We start from the raw sequence: 21,940 nt of genomic DNA, 5'->3' as shown, positions 1-21,940 counted from the left end.
CGGAGTTCCCGCCGGGCCTCGCGCCGGACACCCCGCCCGGGGCCCGCTCCGAGGCTCCGCTCCTGGTCCCGTCCGAGCTCTCGGCGGGGCAGGTCCTCGCTCCCTACCTGCACGCCCGTGCCGCGGACTTCCTCCGCGGCCTGCGGCTGCACACCGAGAGCGGCGCCGACACGACCGGCGCGGAGACGGCCGCCCGCACCCTGCGGGCGGCCGCCCGCCGCATCGGCGGTACCCTCCACACCTTCCGGCCGCTCCTCGACGCGGCCTGGGCCGACCAGCTCCGCACCGAGCTGGCCTGGCTCTCCGGCACCCTCGCCCTGGAGCATTCCTGCACCGCCCGGCTCGTCCGCCTGATGGACGCGCTGTCCCGGCTCTCGAGCACCGAGAGCGGCCCCGTGCCCGCCGCCCGAGGCGCGGAGAGCAGCCGCGGCCTGACCGTCGGCGCCGCCCGCGCCGGCGCGCTCCTCGACCGCCAGCTCACCCTCGCCCGCACCCGCGCGCACTCCGCCGCGCTCCAGGCGCTGGGCTCCTCCCGCTTCCACGCGGTCGCCGACTCCGTCGCCCTGCTCGCCTCCGAGGTGCCGCTCGGCCCGGCCGGATCGGCCCGCGCCGTCGAGGTCCTGGACGCCCCGGCCGCCGTCGTCGAGCAGCGGCTCCTCGAAGCGGTGGCCGCCCTCCCGTTGACCCGGGCGGCCCACCCGTACAACGCCGAGGCCCTCGCCCTGGCCGCCGGTGAGGCGCAGGACGCCCCCTGGCACCAGACCCGCGGCCTGCTCCGCCTGCACCGCTACGCCGGGGAAGTCCTCCGCTGCGGCGCCGACCCGGACCCCGTCCTGTACGAGGCGGGCCGCGCCCTGGACCGGCACCGCGACGCCGCCGAGGCCGCGGCCGCCGCCGCCACGGCCGCCCGCACCCCGCGCATCGCCCCGGCCACCGCCTACGCCCTCGGCGTGCTCCACGCCGACCAGCGCCACGAGGTGGAAGCCGCGCGCTTCGCCTTCCAGCGCGCCTGGTCCCGCGCGACGGCCCCGGTCCCGTGACCGCCCCCGTCCCCGTCCTGGCGGCGGGCGCCGTTCTGTGGCGCCCGGCCGCCACGGGCGGGGGCATCGAGATCGCGCTCATCCATCGTCCGAAATATGATGATTGGTCCCATCCCAAGGGCAAGCTGAAGCGCGACGAGACGGTGAAGGAATGCGCGCTGCGGGAGATCCGGGAGGAGACGGGCCAGTCCTGCGAACTGGGCGCCCGCCTCCCTACGGCCCACTACCTGGCGCAGGGCCGGCCGAAAGAGGTCGCCTACTGGGCTGCCCGGGCACTCGGCGGCTCCTTCACCCCCACCCACGAGGTCGACGCCCTCGCCTGGCTGCCCCCGGCCCGGGCCCGCGAGCGCCTCACCCAGCCCCGGGACCGCGAACTCCTGGACGCCCTCCTGGCGGCGACGGCGCGCTAGCCCGCCCGGGTGACCCCGCACGGGAGCGCACCCCGCCTTTCGACACGGTTCACTTCCCGTTCACCCTCCTCCGTCGACCGCTTCACCTGTTCTGCCTAATTTCGGCTGTACACGGTGCACGGCCCCGGTGCCGCAGCCACCACCCCGACACGCGCCGCCGTAGAACGTTCAGGACACCAAGGTCCACGGCAAGGCGGCTTCTGGAAGGAACACCCGAAAGTGAAGCTTTCGCGAAACGGGCTTCGCGCCTCCGCGATCGGTGCCCTCATCGTCTCCGGCGCGCTCGTCCTCTCGGCGTGTGGTTCGGACAACAACGACGAGCCCACCAAGGACGGCGGCAAGACGTCCGCCGCCGCGTCGAACATCAAGTGCGACGGCGCCAAGGGCCAGCTGCTCGCGGCGGGCTCCAGCGCGCAGAAGAACGCGATGGACCTGTGGGTCAAGAACTTCCAGGCCGCGTGCTCCGGCGTCGAGGTGAACTACCAGGCCATCGGCTCCGGTGGTGGCATCACCAAGTTCAACCAGGGCCAGGTCGCCATGGCCGGCTCCGACTCCGCCCTCAAGGACGAAGAGGTCGCCGAGTCGCAGAAGATCTGCAAGGGCGGCAAGGGCATCAACCTGCCGATGGTCGGTGGCCCCATCGCGATCGGTTACAAGCTGGAGGGCGTGGACAACCTGGTCCTGGACGCCCCCACCCTGGCCAAGATCTTCGACACGAAGATCACCAAGTGGAACGACCCGGCGATCGCCAAGCTGAACCCGGGCGCCAAGCTCCCTGACTCCACCATCCAGGCCTTCCACCGCTCGGACGAGTCGGGCACCACCCAGAACCTCGGCAAGTACCTCTCCGCCACGGCCGCCGCCGACTGGAAGTACGACCCGAAGACGAAGTCGTGGCCGGCCCCCGGTGGCCAGGCCGCCAACGGCTCCTCCGGTGTCGCCACCGCGGTCAAGGACGCCGAGGGCTCCATCGGCTACTTCGAGCTCTCCTACGCGACCGCCAACAAGATCTCCACGGTCAGCATCAACACCGGTGCCGCCGCCCCGGTCGCCGCGACCACGGAGAACGCCTCCAAGGCCATCGCCGCCGCCAAGATCAAGGGCACCGGCTCCGACCTGGCGCTGTCCCTCGACTACACGACCAAGGCCGAGGGCGCCTACCCGCTCACCCTGGTCACCTACGAGATCGCCTGCGACAAGGGCAACAAGGCGGACACCCTGCCGACCCTGAAGGCGTTCCTCACCTACACCGCCAGCGAGGAGGGCCAGAAGGTCCTCTCCGACGCCGGCTACGCCCCGCTGCCGGCCGAGATCGCCGCCAAGGTGCGCGAGATCGTCCCGACCCTGTCCTGACCCCCGACCGGGGCCGGTCCGTCACCCGACGGACGGACCGGCCCCGGCATCCGGTGCACCGCCGCCAGGAGCCGTACGCCCGCGTACCGGCTCCGCAGACCGGAGAAACTCAGATGGCTTCGACAACACCCGACATACGAGGGAGCCGGCGCGCCAAGAGCGCGGCCCGCCCCGGGGACCGCATCTTCGCCGGTCTGTCCCGCGGCTCCGGCATCACCCTGCTCGTGATCATGGCCGCGATCGCGGTCTTCCTGACCTACCGCGCCGTCCTCGCGATCTCGAAGGACAGCACGAACTTCTTCACCACCTTCGAGTGGAACCCGGCGGCCAACCCGCCGGTCTTCGGCATCGCCGTCCTCGCCTTCGGCACGATCGTCTCGTCGATCATCGCCATGCTCATCGCCGTGCCGGTCGCCATCGGCATCGCGCTGTTCATCTCGCACTACGCCCCGCGCAAGCTGGCCAAGCCACTCGCGTACGTGGTCGACCTGCTCGCCGCCGTGCCCAGCATCATCTACGGCCTCTGGGGCGCGATCTTCCTCGTCCCGTACCTGGACGGCCTCAACAAGTGGCTCGACCAGTACCTGGGCTGGACGTACATCTTCGACAAGTCCAGCGACGGCGTCGCCCGCAACATGTTCACCGTCGGCATCCTGCTGGCGATCATGATCCTCCCGATCATCACCAACGTGACCCGCGAGGTCTTCCTCCAGGTCCCGCGGATGCACGAGGAGGCCGCGCTCGCCCTCGGCGCCACGCGCTGGGAGGTCATCCGCATGTCGGTGCTGCCCTTCGGCCGCTCCGGCATCATCTCCGCCTCGATGCTCGGCCTCGGCCGCGCCCTCGGCGAGACGATGGCCGTCGCCGTCGTCCTCTCCCCCAGCTTCGTCCTCTCGGGCCACCTGCTCGACCCGGGCGGCGGCACCTTCGCCCAGAACATCGCCGCGAAGTTCAACGAGGCCAACGAGTTCGGCCGGGACGCCCTGATCGCCTCGGGTCTCGTCCTCTTCGTCATCACCCTGCTGGTCAACGGCGCCGCCCGCATGATCATCGCGCGCCGCAAGGAGTACTCGGGGGCGAACGCATGAGCCACGCCATTCAGGACCGCCCGGTGTCCGCGACCCCGCGCCGCTCCCTCTCCCACGCGCACCTCCCGCGCTGGACCCCCGCCGCCATCGCGGTCGGCTCGATCGCCGCGGGCTGCGGCATCGGCCTCGCCGCCGGCTGGCACAGCAAGGTCCAGTGGGGCCTCGTCTCCGCCCTCCTCTTCGTGCTCGCCACCTTCGCGATCACCACCAAGGTCGAGGGCAAGCGCCAGGCCAAGGACCGCGTCGCGACCAGCCTGATCTGGGTCAGCTTCGTCCTCGCCGTGGTCCCGCTGCTCTCCCTCGCCTGGGTCACGATCAGCAAGGGCCTGGAAGTCCTCGACGGCTACTTCCTCAGCCACTCCATGAACGGCGTCCTCGACGCCGAGGCCGGCGGCGGTGTCTACCACGCGCTGCTCGGCACGATCGAGCAGGTCGGCATCGCGACCCTGATCGCCGCGCCGATCGGCCTGCTCACCGCGGTCTACCTGGTCGAGTACGGCAACGGGAAGCTCGCCAAGGCCGTCACCTTCTTCGTGGACGTCATGACGGGCATCCCGTCGATCGTCGCGGGCCTCTTCATCCTCGCCACCTGGAATCTGATGCTCGGCTTCGGGCCCTCCGGATTCGCCGGTGCGATGGCCCTCGCGATCCTGATGATGCCGGTCGTGGTCCGCTCCACCGAAGAGATGCTGAAGCTCGTCCCGAACGAGCTGCGCGAGGCCTCCCTCGCCCTCGGCGTCCCCAAGTGGCGCACGATCCTGAAGGTGGTCCTGCCCACCGCGATCGGCGGCATCACCACGGGCGTCATGCTCGCGGTCGCCCGTATCACCGGTGAGACGGCCCCCGTTCTCCTCCTCGTGTTCGGTACGAAGCTCATCAACCCGAACCCCTTCGAAGGCGCCCAGTCCTCCCTGCCGCTCTACGTGTACGAGCAGTACGCGGTCGGCACCGACGCCGCCGTGGCCCGCGCCTGGGCCGCAGCGCTCGTCCTGATCGCCTTCGTCATGATCCTCAACCTGGTGGCCCGCGGCATCGCCCGCTGGAAGGCCCCGAAGACCGGCCGCTAAGGCACCCGAATTTTCGGCTGCCGCCCAGTGCGGCGAACTTGGAAGTGATTCAGATGGCCAAGCGAATCGACGTCAGCGGCCTCTCCGCCTACTACGGCAACCACAAGGCGATCGACGACATCTCCATGACCGTCGAGCCCCGCTCCGTGACGGCCTTCATCGGCCCGTCCGGCTGCGGCAAGTCCACCTTCCTGCGCACCCTGAACCGCATGCACGAGGTCACCCCCGGTGGCCGCGTCGAGGGCAAGGTGATGCTGGACGACGAGAACCTGTACGGCGCCGGTGTCGACCCGGTCGCGGTCCGCCGCACCGTCGGCATGGTGTTCCAGCGCCCGAACCCGTTCCCCACCATGTCGATCTTCGACAACGTGGCCGCGGGCCTGCGTCTGAACGGCAAGTACCGCAAGTCCGAGCTCAACGACATCGTCGAGCGCTCGCTCAAGGGCGCCAACCTCTGGAACGAGGTCAAGGACCGCCTGAACAAGCCGGGCTCCGGCCTCTCCGGCGGTCAGCAGCAGCGCCTGTGCATCGCCCGCGCCATCGCGGTCGAGCCGGACGTCCTGCTGATGGACGAGCCCTGCTCGGCGCTCGACCCGATCTCCACCCTCGCCATCGAGGACCTGATCGGCGAGCTCAAGGAGCGCTTCACGATCGTCATCGTGACGCACAACATGCAGCAGGCCGCCCGCGTCTCGGACCGCACCGCCTTCTTCAACCTGGCGGCCGTGGGCCAGCCCGGCAAGCTCATCGAGCTGGACGACACCGAGCGCATCTTCTCCAACCCGAGCGTCCAGGCGACCGAGGACTACATCTCCGGCCGTTTCGGATAACCACGTCCTGCGGTGCTGCATGGCGGTGCCACCGCAAGACGAAGAGGGCCCGGCTCCCCCACAGGGGAGCCGGGCCCAACCACGTCCGGAGGGTGTTCCTAGCCGAAGAGCAGCGCCACCACGTAGTAGCTGAGCGCCGCCACGAGGGCCGCGGCCGGCATGGTGATGAACCAGCCGAGGACGATGTTCTTGGCGACGCCCCAGCGCACCGCGTTGACGCGCTTCGTGGCACCGACGCCCATGATCGCCGAGGTGATGACATGGGTCGTGGAGATCGGCGCGTGGAAGAGGAACGCCGAGCCGAACATGATCGACGCGCCGGTGGTCTCCGCCGCGAAGCCCTGCGGCGGGTCCAGCTCGATGATCTTGCGGCCGAGGGTCCGCATGATGCGCCAGCCGCCCGCGTAGGTGCCGAGCGAGAGCATCACGGCACAGGCGATCTTGACCCACACCGGGATGTCGTCGCCCTGCTGCTGCACGTCGGCGATGACCAGGGCCATCACCACGATGCCCATGGTCTTCTGGGCGTCCTGCAGACCGTGGCCGAGCGCCATGCCGGCCGCCGAGACGGTCTGGGCGATACGGAAGCCGCGCTTGGCCTTGTGCGGGTTGGCCTTGCGGAAGAGCCACAGGATCACGCACATGACCAGGTAACCGGCGAGCAGACCCACGACCGGCGAGACGAACATCGGGATGACGACCTTGTCGAGCACGCCCGACCAGATCACCTCCGTGCCACCCGCGAGCGCCGCGCCCACCATGCCGCCGAAGAGGGCGTGCGAGGAGGAGGACGGCAGACCGAAGTACCAGGTGACGAGGTTCCAGAGGATCGCGCCCACCAGCGCGGCGAAGAGGATGCCCATCCCCTTGTCGCCCTGCGGCGTCTCGATCAGGCCCTCGCTGACCGTCTTGGCGACCCCGCTGCCGAGGAAGGCACCGGCCAGGTTCATCACCGCGGCCATCGCGAGCGCGGCCCGGGGGGTCAGCGCCCGGGTCGAGACCGAGGTGGCGATGGCGTTCGCCGAATCGTGGAAGCCGTTCGTATAGGTGAAGCCGAGCGCGACGCCGATGGTCACGACCAGAGCGAAGGTGTCCACGAAGCCTCAGGACTCCTTGACCGCGATGGTCTCCACCGTGTTCGCCACGTGCTCGAAGGCGTCGGCCGCCTCTTCCAGCACATCCACGACCTGCTTGAGCTTCAGCACCTCGATGGCGTCGTACTTGCCGTTGAAGAGGTGGGCCAGCAGCTTGCGGTGGATCTGGTCGGCCTGGTTCTCGAGCCGGTTGACCTCGATCCAGTACTCGGTGAGGTTGGCCATGGTGCGCAGGTTCGGCATCGCCTCGGCGGTGAGCTCCGCGGCCCGGGCCAGCACCTCGATCTGCTGCTCGACGCCCTTCGGCAGTTCCTCGATGTTGTAGAGGACGACCAGGTCGACGGCCTCCTCCATGAAGTCCATGATGTCGTCGAGGGAGGAGGCGAGCGAGTAGATGTCCTCGCGGTCGAACGGCGTGATGAACGAGGAGTTCAGCTGGTGGAAAATGGCGTGGGTCGCGTCGTCGCCGGCGTGCTCCGCTGCCCGCATCCGTTCCGCGATCTCGGCCCGGGCGGAGGCGTCCGCTCCGAGCAGTTCCATCAGGAGCTTCGCGCCCGTGACGATGTTGTCCGCGGACGCGGCGAACATGTCGTAGAAGCTCGTCTCCCTGGGGGTCAGACGAAATCGCACGTGAGGTCCTCGGGGTGCTGGGTTTCGGTCAGGCTGATGCTAGGCGCATCATCCGGCCACGGCTAACCGGCGTCCCTTCAGTGTCGCCCATCAGGCACAGTGATCTGCACGGGCCCCCGCCCGGATCGGCGGGGCTCTGTACCATATACCCACGAGGGGTATAACCACCCTTTCTGGACAACGGGAGGACGCGATGACGACCACCGAGGCTGACCAGCTCACCCCCGAGAACACGGTCGAGCCGGCGGCGGCCGACCACGCCCCCGCCACCGCGCACGACCACGGCGTGCACGGCTACCACAAGCAGAAGGACGAGCACCTCAAGCGCCTGCGCCGCATCGAGGGCCAGATCCGCGGCCTGCAGCGGATGGTCGACGAGGACGTCTACTGCATCGACATCCTGACCCAGGTCTCCGCCTCCACGAAGGCGCTGCAGTCCTTCGCCCTCCAGCTCCTGGAGGAGCACCTGCGGCACTGCGTCGCCGACGCGGCCACCAAGGGCGGCGACGAGATCGAGGCGAAGGTCGAGGAGGCCACGAAGGCCATCGCGCGCATGATGCGCACCTGATCCGTCAGCGCGGTCCGGCGCCGACCCGGAGCACCTCGTCGATGCGGTCGGCGCTCAGCCGCTCCTCACCGGCCGCGGAGGCCGCGATGATCAACTCCCCGCACAGTTCGATCTCGGCCAGGGCGACGCACTCGGGGTCGCCGGGCGCGGTCGCGGAACCGGGCGGCGGAACCATGCGATTCACCTCTTCCTGCCGACGTCGGTCTCCCGGCGTTCGGTCTCCCAGCGTAGGGAGGGGCGAACGGAGCGCACATGACACGTCCGGACCATTTGCCAATGGCTCGCAAGAGGGGATCGGGCCCGGATCCGCAGGCCGCGCTCCTCAGGCCTTGATCTTCCCGGCGTAGATGTCCGCCCGGTCCGGCAGCGCGACGCTGACCCGCGCACCGAAGCCGTACAGCAGAGTGGTCGAGGCGACCGCGACCGTACGCCCCTGGTTGCTGAAGCTGAACTGGTGCCGGACCTTGCGCAGCCGCCCCTCCCGGTCCAGGTAGGCGTCGAAGGGCACGGCGTCGGTGGTGAACCCTTTCGCCGCGGCGGCGAGCGCGCCCCGCACCTGCGGCGAGGCCAGCCGGGCGGCCTCGGCGATGTCCGTGACCCCCCGGTAGTGCCGGACCTTCACCCCCGCGAGGTCGACCTCCTCCACGTACGTCACCGAGCGCACGCCGCGCAGCAGCTCGGCGGCGGCGGCCGGGTCCGTGGCGCCGCCCGTGACCAGGTTGCCGTCGTCGAGGGTGGTGGTGTCGACGCGCACCCACTTGTCGGCGGGGACACCGGCGCCCCGGTTCTTCATGTAGAGCGCGCCCGGGGCGAGCAGTTCGGTGATGGGCCGGTGCTCGCTCTCACCGGCGGCGTCCTTGGGGAGCACGACCTGGAGGCTGCCGGTGCGGCGGCGGAAGTCGTAGGCGCCCTCGCCCCGGATGGTGACGCGGGTGCCGCCGGAGGCCATCTCCATGGAGGTGCTCGTCCTGGACGAGCCGGCGCGGGTCAGCGCCTCGGCCGCGCCGCGCACGGTGCCCGTCGGGTCGCCCCCGGGCTCGGCGTCGTCACCCGGGGCCGCGCAACCGCCGCCCAGGACCGTTCCGATCAGCGCGGCGGCGACGGCCCACGCGCCCCCGCCCGAGCGTCCGCTCCGCACCACCATCGCCTGCCAACCCCCAACGCCGTACCGCTGACTGTCCGGATCCCACCCGACCGGATAACGACGGTCGGGTGGGACCGTCACGCGCAGTACCGTTGACGGTGTGCATCACACGGAGACCACGGAGCGCGGATCGTTCGCGATCGCCCGGTGCAGCTGCGGCTGGACGGGCCCGGCCCGCAGATCACGTGAGCGGGCCCGCACGGACGCGGCGCAACACCGCTCCTCGGTCGGCGTCTAGGCTCCGGTCCGCCGGCCACCCCCAGGGGGCGGCGCGAGCCCGGCACGGCCGGCGGGACCCCGGGTCCTAGGCCGCGAGGTCGCTCTCCCCGGTGCCGAGCCGGGGCTCGGGGATACCGACGGTCCCGGCGACGGCGGCCCGTTCGGCCACGCGCCGCGAACGCACCAGCCGGGCGCCCCGCGGGGAGCGGGCGACGGCGGAGACGACCGGGGTGAGCAGGGCGAGCGCGAGCGGGGCGAGGAGCAGCGCGACCGCGGTGCCGAGCGCGAGACCGCCGACGACGTCCGTCGGGTAGTGGACGCCCATGTAGACCCGGCAGAAGGCCTCCGCGAGGGCGAGGCCGATGGCGACGAGCCCGAAGCGGCGGTGGGCCACGAAGACGCCGACGGCGATGGCCATCGCCATGGTGGCGTGGTCGCTGACGAACGAGAAGTCCGTCTTGCCGGCCACGAGGACCTCGAGTCCCTGATGGTCGTTGAAGGGCCGGGGCCGTTCGACGAAGCCGCGGATGGGGATGTTGACGAGGAGTGCGATGCCGGCCGCGAGCGGCGCCCAGATCAGCCCGGCGAGGCCCGACACCGAGTCGGTGACGGTGTCGCGCCGGCGGACGCTCCACCAGCAGCCGAGCACGACGAGGACGAGTCCGAGGACGATCCCGTACTCGCCGACGAACTCCATGACGCGGTCGAACCACGGCGGGGCGGCCTTCGCCAGCCCGTTGATGTCGTAGAGCAGGCTGACATCGGGGTTCGAACCGTCCGATGCGAGTCCAGCCATCTGCCGCCGCCCCTTGCTGTCGTGTTGGTGGTGTCCAACCCCCGTGGTCAGAGTGGTCGGATCGGGAAACGATCCGGTAGAGGGCGGCGTTCCGCTCTCCACCCAAGATCGCTAGGACGTTATCGAAAGGTGACGGGCCGTCCCCCGCAGGGCCCTCCTCCCACCGCCCCTTTCCGGCCATACGGGGCCGGGCAGGGCTACTGCTGCGGCAGGTGCGTGGGCAGGGCCGCCGCCCCGTCCCGGGTGACACGGGTGGCGCCGAAGTAGTCGGGCGTGTCGATCCGGTCGAAACGGATGACGGCCCCGGTCCTGGGCGCGTCGATCATGTACCCGCCTCCGACGTAGATGCCCACGTGACGGATGGCCCGCGAGTTGGTGAGGTCGTCGGAGAAGAAGACGAGGTCGCCCGGCAGCAGCTCGTTCCGGCCGGGGTGCGGCCCCGCGTTGTACTGGTCGTTGGCGACGCGCGGCAGCTGGATCCCCACCGAGTCGTACGCCGCCTGGGTGAGCCCCGAACAGTCGAACCGCCCGCCCTGGGCGGCCGTGCCCGTGCCGCCCCACAGATACGGCGTGCCGAGCTTCTGCTGCGCGTAGTAGATCGCCCCGGCCGCCTGCCGCGAGGGCTCCACCCGTCCGACCGGCCGGGCGAAGCTCTTCTCCAGCGAGCGGATGATCCGCACGTAGTTCTGCGTCTCGCTGATCCGGGGCACACCACCGGACTTGATGACCCGGTAGGCCCCCGCGTTGTAGGCGGCGAGCATGTTGTTCGTCGGGTCCCCGGGCACGTCCTTCACGTAGCCGGCGAGCTCGCAGTCGTACGAGGCCGCCGAGGGGATGGCGTCCTTGGGGTCCCAGACGTCGCGGTCCCCGTCCCCGTCCCCGTCGATCCCGTGCCCGGCCCACGTGCCGGGGATGAACTGGGCGATCCCCCGCGCGTTCGCGGGCGACACGATGGTCGGGTTCCAGCCACTCTCCTGGTACAGCTGCGCGGCCAGCAGCGCGGGGTTGATCGCCGGACAGAGATTGCCCCACTGCTGCACGAGCCCCTGGTACGCGGCGGGCACCGCGCCCTTCGCGAGCGCGACCGTGCCGTTCTTGCCGTTCCCGGCCCCGCCGATGAGCCCGGCGGCGGCGGAGTACGTCCCGACGACGATCAGGGCGACGAAGCTGAGGCAGACCCCGAACACCCCGCCGGCCACCAGCCACGCCCCGCGCGCCTTACGCACCGTCAACCACCCCTCGGCTCCTGGCAGTACGCCCCGCCGCGCCAGTTTAGGCGCGGCCCCCCTCCACGGCCCCCGTGACGGCACCGGCGCCGCCCCAAAGGTGCCACAACGACAATCATTGCCCGGAGTCACCCTCCGTGATACACAGAGTGACCATACGCTTCCTCGCATACAAACCGGCCGCACCGTCGCAGGTCAAGACGGTCAGATCGGTCAACTGTGCGGGGATCGGGTAAAGAGAGCCGTCAAGCCGTCACACGCGAGCGGTTTCATCAGCGAAGATAGGGTCGACGACCCATGCCATCAGGCAGGGGCGACGAACTACCCAACACGGGCGGTGAGTTACATGTACCTGGCGGCCGAGAAGGGCGACATCACCACCATCATCGGTGGAATCGCCCCGAACTGGGGGCCTTTCGGGAGCCTGGGCGCTGAGGCCAAGGTGATGATCGAGGTCGTGATGGCCGTGGCCATCCTGCTCTGTCTCGGCATCGCCATCTGGGGAGCCGCCAAGCAGCGCATCGGGGCCACCGCCCTCCGGGACACCTTCAGCGCCGAACAGGGCAAGGGCCTGATCGTGGCCGGCCTGACCGGCGTCTTCATCATCGGGTCTCTGGGGACGCTCTTCACCATCGTGTACGGGATGGCCGTCTAACCCGTTTCTCACCACCGAGGTCGCGTTCCCTGATGTCCAGTCACCACGCCGCGCCCGCGCGGACGCCAGCACGGTATTCGTCGTACCCGCGAACGGTCGAAGGGGCGTACCCGGCATGAGTCTCGGCGACGAACACGACGGCCAGACCCGTACCCGCCTCCCCGACCCCGCCCCCGGCTCCGGCCGCCCCCCGGCCCGGAGCTCCCGCTCCCTGATCGCGGTCGTCGGCGTGGTGGTCCTCCTGGTCGCCGCCATCGCCCTCGCCAACCGCGGCGACGGCACGTCCGACTCCCCGTCCACGGGCGCCGGCCCCGACGCCTCCACCCGCTCCACGGCCCCCACGTCCCCGACCGGCGTCCGCCCGGTCCCGGGCAAGAACGGCCAGATCCCGACGGGCTTCGCGAGAGACGAACAGGGGGCGCAGAGCGCGGCGGCGAATTACGCGGTGGCGTTGGGCTCCGTGGACATGTTCCAGCGCGGACCTCGCGAGACCATCGTCCGCGCCATCCACGACCCGGCCGTCGCGGACGGACTCGTCCGCAGCCTGGACGACTCCTACTCGGCGGGCTTCCTGGCCAACGTAGGCCTCAACCCCGACGGCACCGCCCCGGCGGGACTGACGTTCGTGTCCCGCACGATCCCCGTCGGCACCAAGGTGAAGGACAACTCCGGCGACACCGCCACCGTGGAGGTGTGGTGCACCGGCCTCGTGGGCCTGGCAGGCGAGGGCTCGACCAAGCCCGTCACCACGACGTGGTTCACCATCACCGAGCAGCTGAAGTGGGTCGGCGACGACTGGAAGGTCGTCAGCTCCGAGCAGGCCGAGGGCCCCACGCCCGTCAACGGTGACAACCGCGCCTCCATGGCGGACGACATCGCCAAGGCCGTCGAGGGATACGGAGGCTTCACCTATGCCCGCTAGCCGACGTCTCCCGCTGCGCGCTCTGGGCGTCGGCGTGGCAGCCCTGCCCGCCGCACTCGTCCTGCTCGCCTCACGCGCCTACGCGGCCCCGACGCCCCCGCCGCCCGGCCCCACGCCCTCGACCGGCGCGACCCCGTCGCCGAGCGCCAGCAACAACCCGTGCGACCTCATCGTGGGCCAAGCCAGGGAGTACTGCGAGAACGGCCAACCCGGCACCGGTTCCGGCAACCCCGGTCTCAACGATCCCGCCAACGCCCTCGACCCCCTCTCCTCGCTCGCCAACGGCTGTGCCAAGGCAGCCGCCTGGGTCGTCGACACGCTGTCCGGCGCCGTCAAGGAGACCGCGGCCGTCGACTTCACCAACATGCAGTTCCTCGGCCGCTACGCCATCGTCTTCGCCGCCGCCACCTTCCTCACCCTCCTGCTCTGGCTGCTGGCCGTCGCCAAGCGCGCCATCCGCGGCGTCCCCCTCACCACCGCCATCTCCGAGGCCGTCGGCTTCCTCTGGCTGACCGTGCTCGCCTCCGCCTTCACCCCGCTGATCCTCTACACCGTCGTCAACGCCACCGACGCCGTCACCGAGGTCATCGCCTCCGGCACCGGCCAGCAGACCGACGTCTTCTTCGGCAGCTTCAAACAGGCCCTGGAGAAGGGCGACAGCATCGGTGGCGGGCCCATCATGCTGATCATCGTGTCGCTGGTGACCGTGCTCGCCGCCGGCGTGCTCTACCTGGAGCTCGTGCTGCGCGCCGTGCTGCTCTACGTCGGCGCCCTCCTCGGCGTCGTCGTCTACTCCGGCCTCGTCGACAAGAACATGTGGGGCCACGTGCGCCGCTGGGCGGGCATCATGATCGCGGTGATCCTGGTCAAGCCGGTCATCGTCATCGTGCTCGGCCTCGCCGGCGCCCTCTCCTCCGGCACCGGCCCCGACGCCTTCTCCGCCGTCGTCTCCGGCCTCGCGATCATCCTGCTCGCGATCTTCGCCTCCGCGATGATCTACCGCTTCGTGCCCGGCTTCGGCGACGAGATCGTCGCCTCCCGCAACAACCGCCTGCACCGCGCCGGCGAGAACGCCGCGGCCGCCGTCATCTCCTCCCCCGCCTCCCTCGTCTCCCAGGGCATCAAGACCCACAGCACCCGCGACGGGGGCGGCCAGGGCGGCGGGCAGAGCAGCGCGCCCCGCCCCGCGAACCCGCTCTCCGGCGGCGTCGCCGCCCACAGCAGCCGCGGCTCCTCCGGAGGCGGCCCCTCGGCCACGCCCCCGCCCCGCAGCGGCAGCCCCACCGCGGGCACCCCGCACACCAGCCGTAGCAGCAACAACAGCAAGAACACAGGAGGTGCAGGGCGTTGACGACCCAGTCCCAGCCGGTCTCGCCCCGCCGCACGTATCTCATCGGCCGCGCCCGGCCGAACGCGATCGTCGGCAAGAACCGCGAGACCGGCGAGATCGCGCTCATCATCGCCGGCGCCTTCCTCGGCATGATGAGCGGACTGATCGTCCCCGTTCTGTCCCTGCGGATCGTCCTCCTCATGGGCTTCCCGATGATCGCCCTGGCCGCGGTCTACGTGCCGTACAAGCACCGCACCTTCTACAAGTGGTTCGAGATCAACCGCAGTTACAAGCGGATGCTCAAGCGCGGCACCGCCTACCGCTCCGCCGCCGTCGAGTCCGGCACCCGCCTCGACGGCCGCGAGGTCGAGATCGGCCCGCCGCCCGGCATCGGCCGGATCAGCTGGCTCTCCGCCCCCTTCGGCCCCGACGAGATCGCCGTCCTCCTGCACGCCGACCGCCGCACCGTCACCGCCGCCATCGAGATCGAGGGCCCCGGCGTCGGCCTCCGCGACTCCGAGGACCAGGAAGCCCTCGTCGACCGCTTCGGCACCCTCCTCAAGCACGTCGCCAACGGGGACGGCTTCGTCACCCGCCTCCAGATGCTCGCCCGGACCCTGCCCGCCGACCCCGACGCGCACGCCAAGGACGTCGCCCAGCGCGGCGACCACCAGGCCCCGGCCTGGCTCCAGGAGTCGTACGACCAGCTCCAGTCGATGGTCTCCACCTCCAGCGAGCAGCACCGCGCCTACCTCGTGGCCTGCATGCACTACACCCGCGAGCTCGCCGCCGAGGCCAACGCCATGGCCCGTGCCGCCCGCCACGCCTCCGGCGCCCGCAAGCTGGACCGCGACGCCGGCCTCGCCGTCGTCATGGCCCGCGAACTCACCGACATCTGCGCCCGCCTCGCCGAGGCCGACATCCGGGTCCGCCAGCCCCTCGGCCAGTCCCGGCTCGCCTCGCTCGTGCACTCCATGTACGACCCGGACCACCCCATCGACCACATCCAGGCCATGACGAAACGAAACGCTTGGCCCGCCGAACTCGACGCCATGGAGCCCACCTACCTCCAGGCGAAGACCCGCGAGTCCGCCACCCGCGCCCCCTGGTGCCACGCCACCGCCTGGGTCAAGGAGTGGCCGATGACGCCCGTCGGCGTCAACTTCCTCGCCCCGCTCCTCGTCCACACCCCCGACGTGATCCGCACGGTCGCCGTCACCATGGACCTGGAACCCACCGAGGTCGCCATCGAGCGCATGCTCACCGAGAAGACCAACGACGAGGCCGAGGCCTCCCGACAGGCCAAGATGAACCGCACCGTCGACCCGCGTGACATCGCCGCCCACGGCCGGCTCGACCAGCGGGGTGAAGATCTCGCCAGCGGCGCGGCGGGCGTCAACCTCGTCGGGTACATCACCGTATCGGCGCGCTCGCCCGAGGCCCTGGCCCGGGACAAGCGCACGATCAGGGCCTCCGCCGGCAAGTCGTACCTGAAGCTGGAGTGGTGCGACCGCGAGCACCACCGGGCCTTTGTGAACACCTTGCCGTTCGCGACCGGCATCCGCCGCTAGGGCCGAAGGGGCACAGACCGATGCGAGATCCGCTGTCCGTCCTCACCGAAGCCTTCACCTCCTTCCTCTTCGGGAAGGTGGAGACGACCCGCCTGCCCGTCCGCACCTCCACCGGGCAGGCCCAGGCCGTCTACCTGCCGACCGCCGCACCCGGCCTCGGCGACTCCGGCGTGATCATCGGCCGCGAGGTCTACAGCGGCAAGGGGTACATCTACGACCCCTTCCAGCTGTACGGGCAGCAGCTCCCGGCCCCCCACTGGCTCGTCCTGGGCGAGTCCGGCAACGGCAAGTCGGCCCTCGAGAAGACCTACGTGCTGCGCCAGCTGCGCTTCCGCGACCGCCAGGTGGTCGTCCTCGACGCGCAGGGCGAGGACGGCGTCGGCGAATGGAACCTCATCGCCCAGGAGCTGGGGATAACTCCCATCCGCCTGGACCCGATGGTCGCCAACGACGCCGGCATCCGCCTCAACCCCCTCGACCCGTCCATCACCACCACGGGCCAGCTCGCCCTCCTGCGCACCATCATCGAGGTGGCGATGGGCCACGGCCTCGACGAGCGCTCCGGCTTCGCGCTCAAGGTCGCCCACGCCTACGTCAACGAGCACATCACCGACCGCCAGCCGATCCTCACGGACATCGTCGAGCAGCTCCGCCACCCCGAGGCGGAGTCCGCCGAGGCCATGAACGTCGACATAGACGACGTACGGGCCTGGGGCCTCGACGTCGCCCTCGTCCTGGACCGCCTGGTCGACGGCGACCTCCGCGGCATGTTCGACGGCCCCACCACGGTCGGCATCGACCTGGACGCCCCGCTCATCGTCTTCGACCTGTCCCACATCGACCGCAACTCCATCGCCATGCCGATCCTCATGGCGATCGTCGGCGTGTGGCTGGAGCACACCTGGATCCGCCCCGACCGGAAGAAGCGCATCTTCCTGGTCGAGGAGGCCTGGCACATCATCAACAGCCCCTTCGTGGCGCAGCTGTTCCAGCGCCTGCTGAAGTTCGGCCGCCGTCTCGGCCTCTCCTTCGTCGCGGTCGTCCACCACCTCTCCGACGTCGTGGACGGCGCGGCGGCCAAGGAAGCCGCGGCCATCCTCAAGATGGCCTCCACCCGCACCATCTACGCCCAGAAGGCGGACGAGGCCCGCAACACCGGCCGCGTCCTCGGCCTGCCCCGCTGGGCGGTCGAGATCATCCCGACCCTGACCCCCGGCATCGCCGTCTGGGACGTCAACGGCAACGTCCAGGTCGTCAAACACCTCATCACCGAGAAGGAACGCCCGCTCGTCTACACCGACCGCGCCATGACCGAGTCCTCGGACCCCTCCGTGGACCCGGAGCTGGAGTGGGAGACGGAGCAGCGCGCGATCCTCATCGAGCAGCAGATGAACGGCTCCTCGCAGTCGACGGTGGCCTGACCATGAACCAGCCGGTACGGAGAGAGGGCGGCGTCCCCGACGGCCTCGTCGTCGGCCTGCTCGCCCTCCTCCTGGGCCTCACGGTCCTGGTCTGGACGGCGACCGGCCTCTCGTCCCTGCTGGCCCACGGCGCGTGGCCCGAGGGCGTCACGTTCACCCGCACCCCGCTCGCCCTCCGCTCCCTGGTCACCGCCCCCACCGACCTCCCCACCGCCTGGCCGGCCACCCCGCCGGCCCAGCTGTCGGGCTACGGCCTGTTCTGGGGCCTGGCCATCGGCGAGGCGATGGTCCTCGCGGTCCTGACGGTCTTCACGATGGGCACACTGGCCCGCTGGCGCACGGTCCGCGCCCACCGGAAGTCGGGCGCGTACGCCCACGCGACCCCGGAAGCCGCACACGACGACGGCGGGAAGGGCTCCGGAGCCGGAGCGAGGACGGGAACGGCGGTGGGGACGGTGGTCGGGACGGTGGTGGGAGCGTCCGGACACCACGGGGACCACGGGGACCGCGGGGACCACCACGAACGAACCGAAGCGGAGCTCGCGGTCCGGACACCCCCTCCCCCTCGGAGACCTCCGACCCCCGAGACCCACGGGGTCGAGACGCCACGCGACGCCCCGCGCACCCCCGAGGACCCGGACCCCGCCCCCATAGGGGCCACGGTCGCGCCCCGGGTCGTCTACGCCCCGGCCGCCGGCCGTCGCGGCGTGGCCGCGCAGGCCATCCGGGACGCCGAGGCCGCCGTACTCGTCGTGACCTCCGCCCCGACCCTCTGGTCCGAGACCAAGGACGCCCGCGCCAAGATCGGCCCCGTCCTCGTCTACGACCCCGGTCACCTCTGCGACACCCCCGCCCGGCTCCACTGGAGCCCGTCCGAGCGTTGCGAGGACGCGGACGTGGCGCGCGAACGCGCGGTGGCGCTGCTCGCGCCCGTACGCCCGCAGTCCCGTCTGGACGCGGCCGTGGCCGACACCGCCGAAACGCTCATGCACTGCTGGCTGCACGCCGCCGCGATAGACGGGCGCCCGTTCAAGCAGGTGCACCGCTGGGCCCAGGGCGCCGACGCCCACGACCCCGTACGGATCCTCCGGACCCACCCCAAGGCCGCCGCCGGCCACGCCGGACTCCTGGAGTCCGCCCTCACCGCGCACCCCGAACGCCGCCGCGCCGCACAGGCACTGACGGCCCGTGCCCTGTCGTCCCTCTCCTCGATCCACATCAGGGACGCCTGCACCGCGAATCGAACGGATTCGCTCACGCTCGCATCTTTCGTCGCCGAGCAGGGCACCCTGTACGTGGTGGGTGAACCGATCGAGGACCCGCGCACCCACCCGGGCGCGATGCCCCTCCTCACCGCGCTCGCCGCGAGCGTGGTCGAGCACGGCCGCCGCATGGCCGCACGGTCATCCGACGGTCGGCTCGACCCACCACTGAGCCTCGTCCTCGACGACATCGCGGCCGTCGCGCCGATCCCCCGGCTCCCCGAACTCGTCGCCACGGGCGCGGACCAGGGCCTGCCGACCCTCGCCCTGATGCGCTCCCAGGAGCAGGCACGCTCCCGCTGGCCGGAACCCCTGCCGCAGGCATAGGGCCACGCCCGCCGCAGGCACAGGGCCACGCCCGCCGCCGGGACGACGCCAGGCCCCCGCGAGGGCACGCGGCAGCCGCCCCGCCAGGGCCCCCGCCCGACAGGCCCTAGTCCCGCGCCACCGGACGCGGAAACTCGTACTCGACCTCGACCGCCGAAGTGTCCCCCGGCATCGCGACGGTGTCCCCCGTCGCGACGAAGCCGAAGCGCTGGTAGAAGGCCGCGGCCCGCGCGTTGTCCTCGTGGACGTAGAGCCGCACCCGCTGGATCTCCGGTTCCGGCAGCGTCCAGGACCACTCCACCGCCGCCCGGAACAGCGCGTCGATCACACCGGCGCCGCGCGCCTCGGGCCGCACGAACACACCCACGACGTGCGTCTGGTCGACCTTCGCCGGCTCACCGAACCGCACCTCGTCCGAGGGCCGCTCCACGAGCACCGACACCGTGCCGACCCAGCGCCCGTCCGGCGTCTCGGCGACGAACTGCCGCACCCGCCCGTCACCGCTCTCGGACGCGCCCTCGGTCCGCCCCTGCCAGAAGGAGTCCGGCTGCGCGGACGCCCCCTCGTGCGTCTCCAGGAAGGCTATGGGTGCGACGGGGTCCTGCAGGGCGGCGAGCCGGATCTCCCGGGCCCGCTCCCACTCGTCGGCGCGGATGGTGCGTACAGAAAAGTCCATGCCAGGGATCCTCGCCGCCCGCGCGCGCCCCTGACAAGGCATTTCGTCTCCCGACCCGCGCGAGGGCGGCCCGCTGTCGTACCCCGGTACCACGCGCCGGGCCCACCGTCCTCCCCCGGTCCGACGTCCCGCGGCCCCGCGCTCCCTAGCGTGGGAGAGACGCAGGAGGCCGGACGGACGAGGATGTGCGGGTGACGACGAAGGCGAAGCCGGGACCGCCGGCCGGCGCGAGGCCACGGACACCCGCACGAGACACGACGGTCACACCAGCCACGACAGCCAACACGGCAACGACCGCCACCGCAGCCACGAGCCACCACGTGCAGCACGTCCTGGCCCGCGTACGGGCCTTCGACGCGACCCGCCCGTGGCTGTGGGACGGGGCGGTCACCGCCACGTGGACGGTGGCCGCACTCGTCGACGCGACCGGCGGCTGGCGGACCACCGCCCAGGACCCCTCCGTGCCGTCCTGGCTCGTCGTGGCGACCACGCTGGCCCTCGTCCTCCCCCTCCACCTGCGCCGGCGCCGGCCCGTGGGCGCCCTGGCCGCCATGGCCTGCGGGGCGCTCGTGAGCACCGTCTCAGGGGCCTTCCTGCAGTCCGCGTACCTCCAGGCGATCCCCCTCTTCCACATTGCCCTGAACCGCCCCCCGCGCGGACTGCTGTGGTCGACGGCACTGCTGGCCACGCCCCTGGCGGCGGGCGCGGTCCGCTTCCGGACCGACGCCTGGAACCAGCACCTCGCCCCCGCCCTGTGGGCGTACGCCCTGGTCGCCCTGCTCGGCATCGCGGTGCGCTCCCGTCGGGACGAACGGGCCCAGGAGGTGCGCCTGGCGGCTGCCGCCGAACGCACCCGCATCGCCCGGGAGATGCACGACATCATCGGCCACAACCTGTCCGTCATCACGGGGCTGGCCGACGGCGGCCGGTACGCCGCCGCCAAGAGCCCCGAACGCGCCGTACAGGCCCTCGACGCCATCGGCACCACGAGCCGCCAGGCCCTGGCCGAACTCCGGCGCCTGCTGGGCGTCCTGAGGGAGGACGAGGAGGAGTCGGCCGACCGCGCCCCCCAACCCGGCCTCGCGGACCTCCCCGCTCTGATCGACGGGGTACGGAGCGCAGGCCTCCGCGTCCACGCGGACCTGTCCGAGGCACCCCGACCCCTCGCCCCCGGCGCCGAACTGACGGTCTACCGCGTGGCGCAGGAAGCCCTGACGAACACCCTGAAGCACGCCGGCGAAGGGGCGGAGGCGCGCGTGACCCTCACGTACGCCCCGGAGGACCTGACCCTCACCGTGACGGACACGGGCAGGGGCCGGAGCGGGAGCACGGACCGGGGGCCCTCGGACCCGCCCCCGCGGCAGCCCCGGCCGGCGGGTCAAGGCCTGACCGGAATGCGCGAGCGCGCGGCGCTCTACGACGGCACACTCGAATGCGGCCCGCTTCCGGCCGGCGGCGGCTGGCGCGTCAGACTGCGACTTCCCCTGGAGGACACCCCCTCGTGACGACCGTTCTGATCGCCGACGACCAGCCGATGCAGCGGTTCGGCTTCCGGATGCTGTTGGAGAGCCAGGACGACATGACGGTCGTCGACGAGGCCGCGAACGGCACGGAGGCCGTCCGCCTGACCGACCGTCACCACCCGGACGTGGTCCTGATGGACATCCGCATGCCGGGCCTCGACGGCATCGAGGCCACGCGCCGCATCATCGCCGCGGGCGCCCGCACCCGCGTCCTGATCGTCACGACCTTCGACCTCGACGAGTACGCCTACGAGGGCCTGCGCGCCGGGGCGAGCGGCTTCCTGGTGAAGGAAGCACAGCCCGAGGAACTCCTCTCCGGCATACGCGCGGTGGCGAGCGGCGAAGCGGTGGTGGCCCCGACCCTCACCCGCCGCCTCCTCGACACGTACCTCCACCACCTGCCCGGCGCCTCGAAGACGTCCACTCCTGCCGCCCCGACCGTCCCGGAGGAGGACCCCCGCCTGTCGGCGCTGACGGACCGCGAGCGGGAGATCCTCACGGTCATCGGCCGGGGATGGACCAACACGGAGATCGCCACCCGCCTCCACCTCGCCGAATCCACGGTGAAGACGCACGTCACCCGCGTCCTCGCCAAGACCGGCTCCCGCGACCGCATCCAGGCGGTCATCCTGGCCTACGACACGGGCCTGGTGACGCCGGCTCAGTGAACCGCGACCACCTGTGAACGCAGGCCGGCCCGTGAACGCAGAAAAGCCCCGCACCATGAGGTGCGGGGCTTTCCCACAATGATTGTTCGGCGGCGTCCTACTCTCCCACAGGGTCCCCCC

22 protein-coding genes are annotated in these 21,940 nt (G+C 71.3%); 15 read left to right on the top strand and 7 right to left on the bottom strand.

Features of this window, described 5'->3' with window-relative positions:
• Positions 1-62 precede the first annotated feature (62 nt).
• From AB0M16_RS27395 to pstB, 6 genes are all read left to right on the top strand, one after another.
• Positions 63-1,040: a CHAD domain-containing protein gene (locus tag AB0M16_RS27395; protein WP_365347706.1), complete on the top strand. Its 978-nt coding sequence runs from the start codon at positions 63-65 to the stop codon at positions 1,038-1,040.
• Positions 1,037-1,450 carry an NUDIX hydrolase gene (locus AB0M16_RS27390; RefSeq protein ID WP_365347440.1) on the top strand — a complete coding sequence of 138 codons (414 nt, stop codon included), beginning with the start codon at positions 1,037-1,039 and terminating at the stop codon, positions 1,448-1,450. Before AB0M16_RS27395 ends, AB0M16_RS27390 begins: the two co-directional genes overlap by 4 nt.
• Before the next feature lie 219 nt (positions 1,451-1,669).
• A complete protein-coding gene (gene pstS, locus AB0M16_RS27385; RefSeq protein ID WP_365347438.1) occupies positions 1,670-2,803 on the top strand; it encodes a phosphate ABC transporter substrate-binding protein PstS in 1,134 nt (377 codons plus the stop codon).
• 113 nt (positions 2,804-2,916) lie between these two features.
• Complete coding sequence (gene pstC, locus AB0M16_RS27380; protein WP_365347436.1) at positions 2,917-3,891, top strand: phosphate ABC transporter permease subunit PstC; 975 nt, start codon at positions 2,917-2,919, stop codon at positions 3,889-3,891.
• Complete coding sequence (gene pstA, locus AB0M16_RS27375; RefSeq protein ID WP_365347434.1) at positions 3,888-4,958, top strand: phosphate ABC transporter permease PstA; 1,071 nt, start codon at positions 3,888-3,890, stop codon at positions 4,956-4,958. Before pstC ends, pstA begins: the two co-directional genes overlap by 4 nt.
• A 53-nt stretch (positions 4,959-5,011) precedes the next feature.
• Positions 5,012-5,788 carry a phosphate ABC transporter ATP-binding protein PstB gene (gene pstB, locus AB0M16_RS27370; protein ID WP_365347432.1) on the top strand — a complete coding sequence of 259 codons (777 nt, stop codon included), beginning with the start codon at positions 5,012-5,014 and terminating at the stop codon, positions 5,786-5,788.
• 98 nt (positions 5,789-5,886) lie between these two features.
• Here the strand turns inward: pstB and AB0M16_RS27365 are convergent, their stop codons facing one another.
• Both AB0M16_RS27365 and AB0M16_RS27360 read right to left on the bottom strand, forming a co-directional pair.
• Positions 5,887-6,885, bottom strand: coding sequence for an inorganic phosphate transporter (locus tag AB0M16_RS27365; protein ID WP_365347430.1), 999 nt, complete (start codon positions 6,883-6,885; stop codon positions 5,887-5,889).
• 6 nt (positions 6,886-6,891) lie between these two features.
• Positions 6,892-7,512, bottom strand: a complete 621-nt coding sequence (locus tag AB0M16_RS27360; protein WP_351656523.1) for a DUF47 family protein — start codon at positions 7,510-7,512, stop codon at positions 6,892-6,894.
• A 193-nt stretch (positions 7,513-7,705) separates the two neighbouring features.
• On the opposite strand from AB0M16_RS27360, the gene AB0M16_RS27355 reads away from it, so the two are divergent.
• Positions 7,706-8,080 (top strand): metal-sensitive transcriptional regulator, encoded by a 375-nt coding sequence (locus tag AB0M16_RS27355; RefSeq protein ID WP_365347427.1) that lies wholly within the window; start codon positions 7,706-7,708, stop codon positions 8,078-8,080.
• Between the two features lie 4 nt (positions 8,081-8,084).
• On the opposite strand, the gene AB0M16_RS27350 is transcribed toward AB0M16_RS27355, so the two are convergent.
• The 4 genes from AB0M16_RS27350 to AB0M16_RS27335 all read right to left on the bottom strand — a co-directional run bounded on the left by AB0M16_RS27350 (position 8,085) and on the right by AB0M16_RS27335 (position 11,471).
• Positions 8,085-8,255 carry a hypothetical protein gene (locus AB0M16_RS27350; protein ID WP_365347425.1) on the bottom strand — a complete coding sequence of 57 codons (171 nt, stop codon included), beginning with the start codon at positions 8,253-8,255 and terminating at the stop codon, positions 8,085-8,087.
• A 147-nt stretch (positions 8,256-8,402) separates the two neighbouring features.
• A complete protein-coding gene (locus tag AB0M16_RS27345) occupies positions 8,403-9,224 on the bottom strand; it encodes a hypothetical protein (RefSeq protein WP_365347423.1) in 822 nt (273 codons plus the stop codon).
• A 304-nt stretch (positions 9,225-9,528) separates the two neighbouring features.
• Positions 9,529-10,239 carry a phosphatase PAP2 family protein gene (locus AB0M16_RS27340; RefSeq protein WP_365347421.1) on the bottom strand — a complete coding sequence of 237 codons (711 nt, stop codon included), beginning with the start codon at positions 10,237-10,239 and terminating at the stop codon, positions 9,529-9,531.
• A gap of 197 nt (positions 10,240-10,436) precedes the next feature.
• Positions 10,437-11,471: a bifunctional lytic transglycosylase/C40 family peptidase gene (locus tag AB0M16_RS27335; RefSeq protein WP_365347419.1), complete on the bottom strand. Its 1,035-nt coding sequence runs from the start codon at positions 11,469-11,471 to the stop codon at positions 10,437-10,439.
• A gap of 340 nt (positions 11,472-11,811) precedes the next feature.
• On the opposite strand from AB0M16_RS27335, the gene AB0M16_RS27330 reads away from it, so the two are divergent.
• From AB0M16_RS27330 to AB0M16_RS27305, 6 genes are all read left to right on the top strand, one after another.
• Positions 11,812-12,120, top strand: a complete 309-nt coding sequence (locus AB0M16_RS27330; protein WP_046908545.1) for a hypothetical protein — start codon at positions 11,812-11,814, stop codon at positions 12,118-12,120.
• Between the two features lie 115 nt (positions 12,121-12,235).
• Positions 12,236-13,042, top strand: coding sequence for a hypothetical protein (locus AB0M16_RS27325; RefSeq protein WP_365347417.1), 807 nt, complete (start codon positions 12,236-12,238; stop codon positions 13,040-13,042).
• A complete protein-coding gene (locus AB0M16_RS27320) occupies positions 13,032-14,393 on the top strand; it encodes a hypothetical protein (RefSeq protein ID WP_365347415.1) in 1,362 nt (453 codons plus the stop codon). Before AB0M16_RS27325 ends, AB0M16_RS27320 begins: the two co-directional genes overlap by 11 nt.
• Positions 14,390-15,943, top strand: coding sequence for an SCO6880 family protein (locus tag AB0M16_RS27315; protein WP_365347414.1), 1,554 nt, complete (start codon positions 14,390-14,392; stop codon positions 15,941-15,943). The genes AB0M16_RS27320 and AB0M16_RS27315 overlap by 4 nt, the downstream gene beginning before the upstream one ends.
• Positions 15,944-15,963: 20 nt before the next feature.
• Positions 15,964-17,364 (top strand): ATP-binding protein, encoded by a 1,401-nt coding sequence (locus AB0M16_RS27310; RefSeq protein ID WP_365347412.1) that lies wholly within the window; start codon positions 15,964-15,966, stop codon positions 17,362-17,364.
• A gap of 2 nt (positions 17,365-17,366) precedes the next feature.
• On the top strand, positions 17,367-18,953 hold the full coding sequence (locus tag AB0M16_RS27305) for a type IV secretory system conjugative DNA transfer family protein (protein WP_365347410.1): 1,587 nt from the start codon (positions 17,367-17,369) through the stop codon (positions 18,951-18,953).
• A 106-nt stretch (positions 18,954-19,059) separates the two neighbouring features.
• Here AB0M16_RS27305 and AB0M16_RS27300 read toward each other — a convergent pair whose 3' ends face one another.
• Positions 19,060-19,629, bottom strand: coding sequence for a GNAT family N-acetyltransferase (locus AB0M16_RS27300; protein ID WP_365347408.1), 570 nt, complete (start codon positions 19,627-19,629; stop codon positions 19,060-19,062).
• A gap of 320 nt (positions 19,630-19,949) precedes the next feature.
• On the opposite strand from AB0M16_RS27300, the gene AB0M16_RS27295 reads away from it, so the two are divergent.
• Positions 19,950-21,134, top strand: coding sequence for a sensor histidine kinase (locus AB0M16_RS27295; RefSeq protein ID WP_365347406.1), 1,185 nt, complete (start codon positions 19,950-19,952; stop codon positions 21,132-21,134).
• The gene (locus tag AB0M16_RS27290) at positions 21,131-21,820 is read left to right on the top strand and encodes a response regulator transcription factor (protein WP_365347404.1); all 690 of its coding nucleotides are present in this window, start codon (positions 21,131-21,133) and stop codon (positions 21,818-21,820) included. Before AB0M16_RS27295 ends, AB0M16_RS27290 begins: the two co-directional genes overlap by 4 nt.
• The last annotated feature ends 120 nt before the right edge of the window (positions 21,821-21,940 follow it).

Origin of the sequence: Streptomyces sp. NPDC051921 (assembly GCF_040680975.1) — a bacterium.
Lineage (GTDB): Bacteria > Actinomycetota > Actinomycetes > Streptomycetales > Streptomycetaceae > Streptomyces.
Note: the sequence above shows the minus strand (reverse complement) of the source record. Positions and strands in the feature narration are given on the sequence as shown.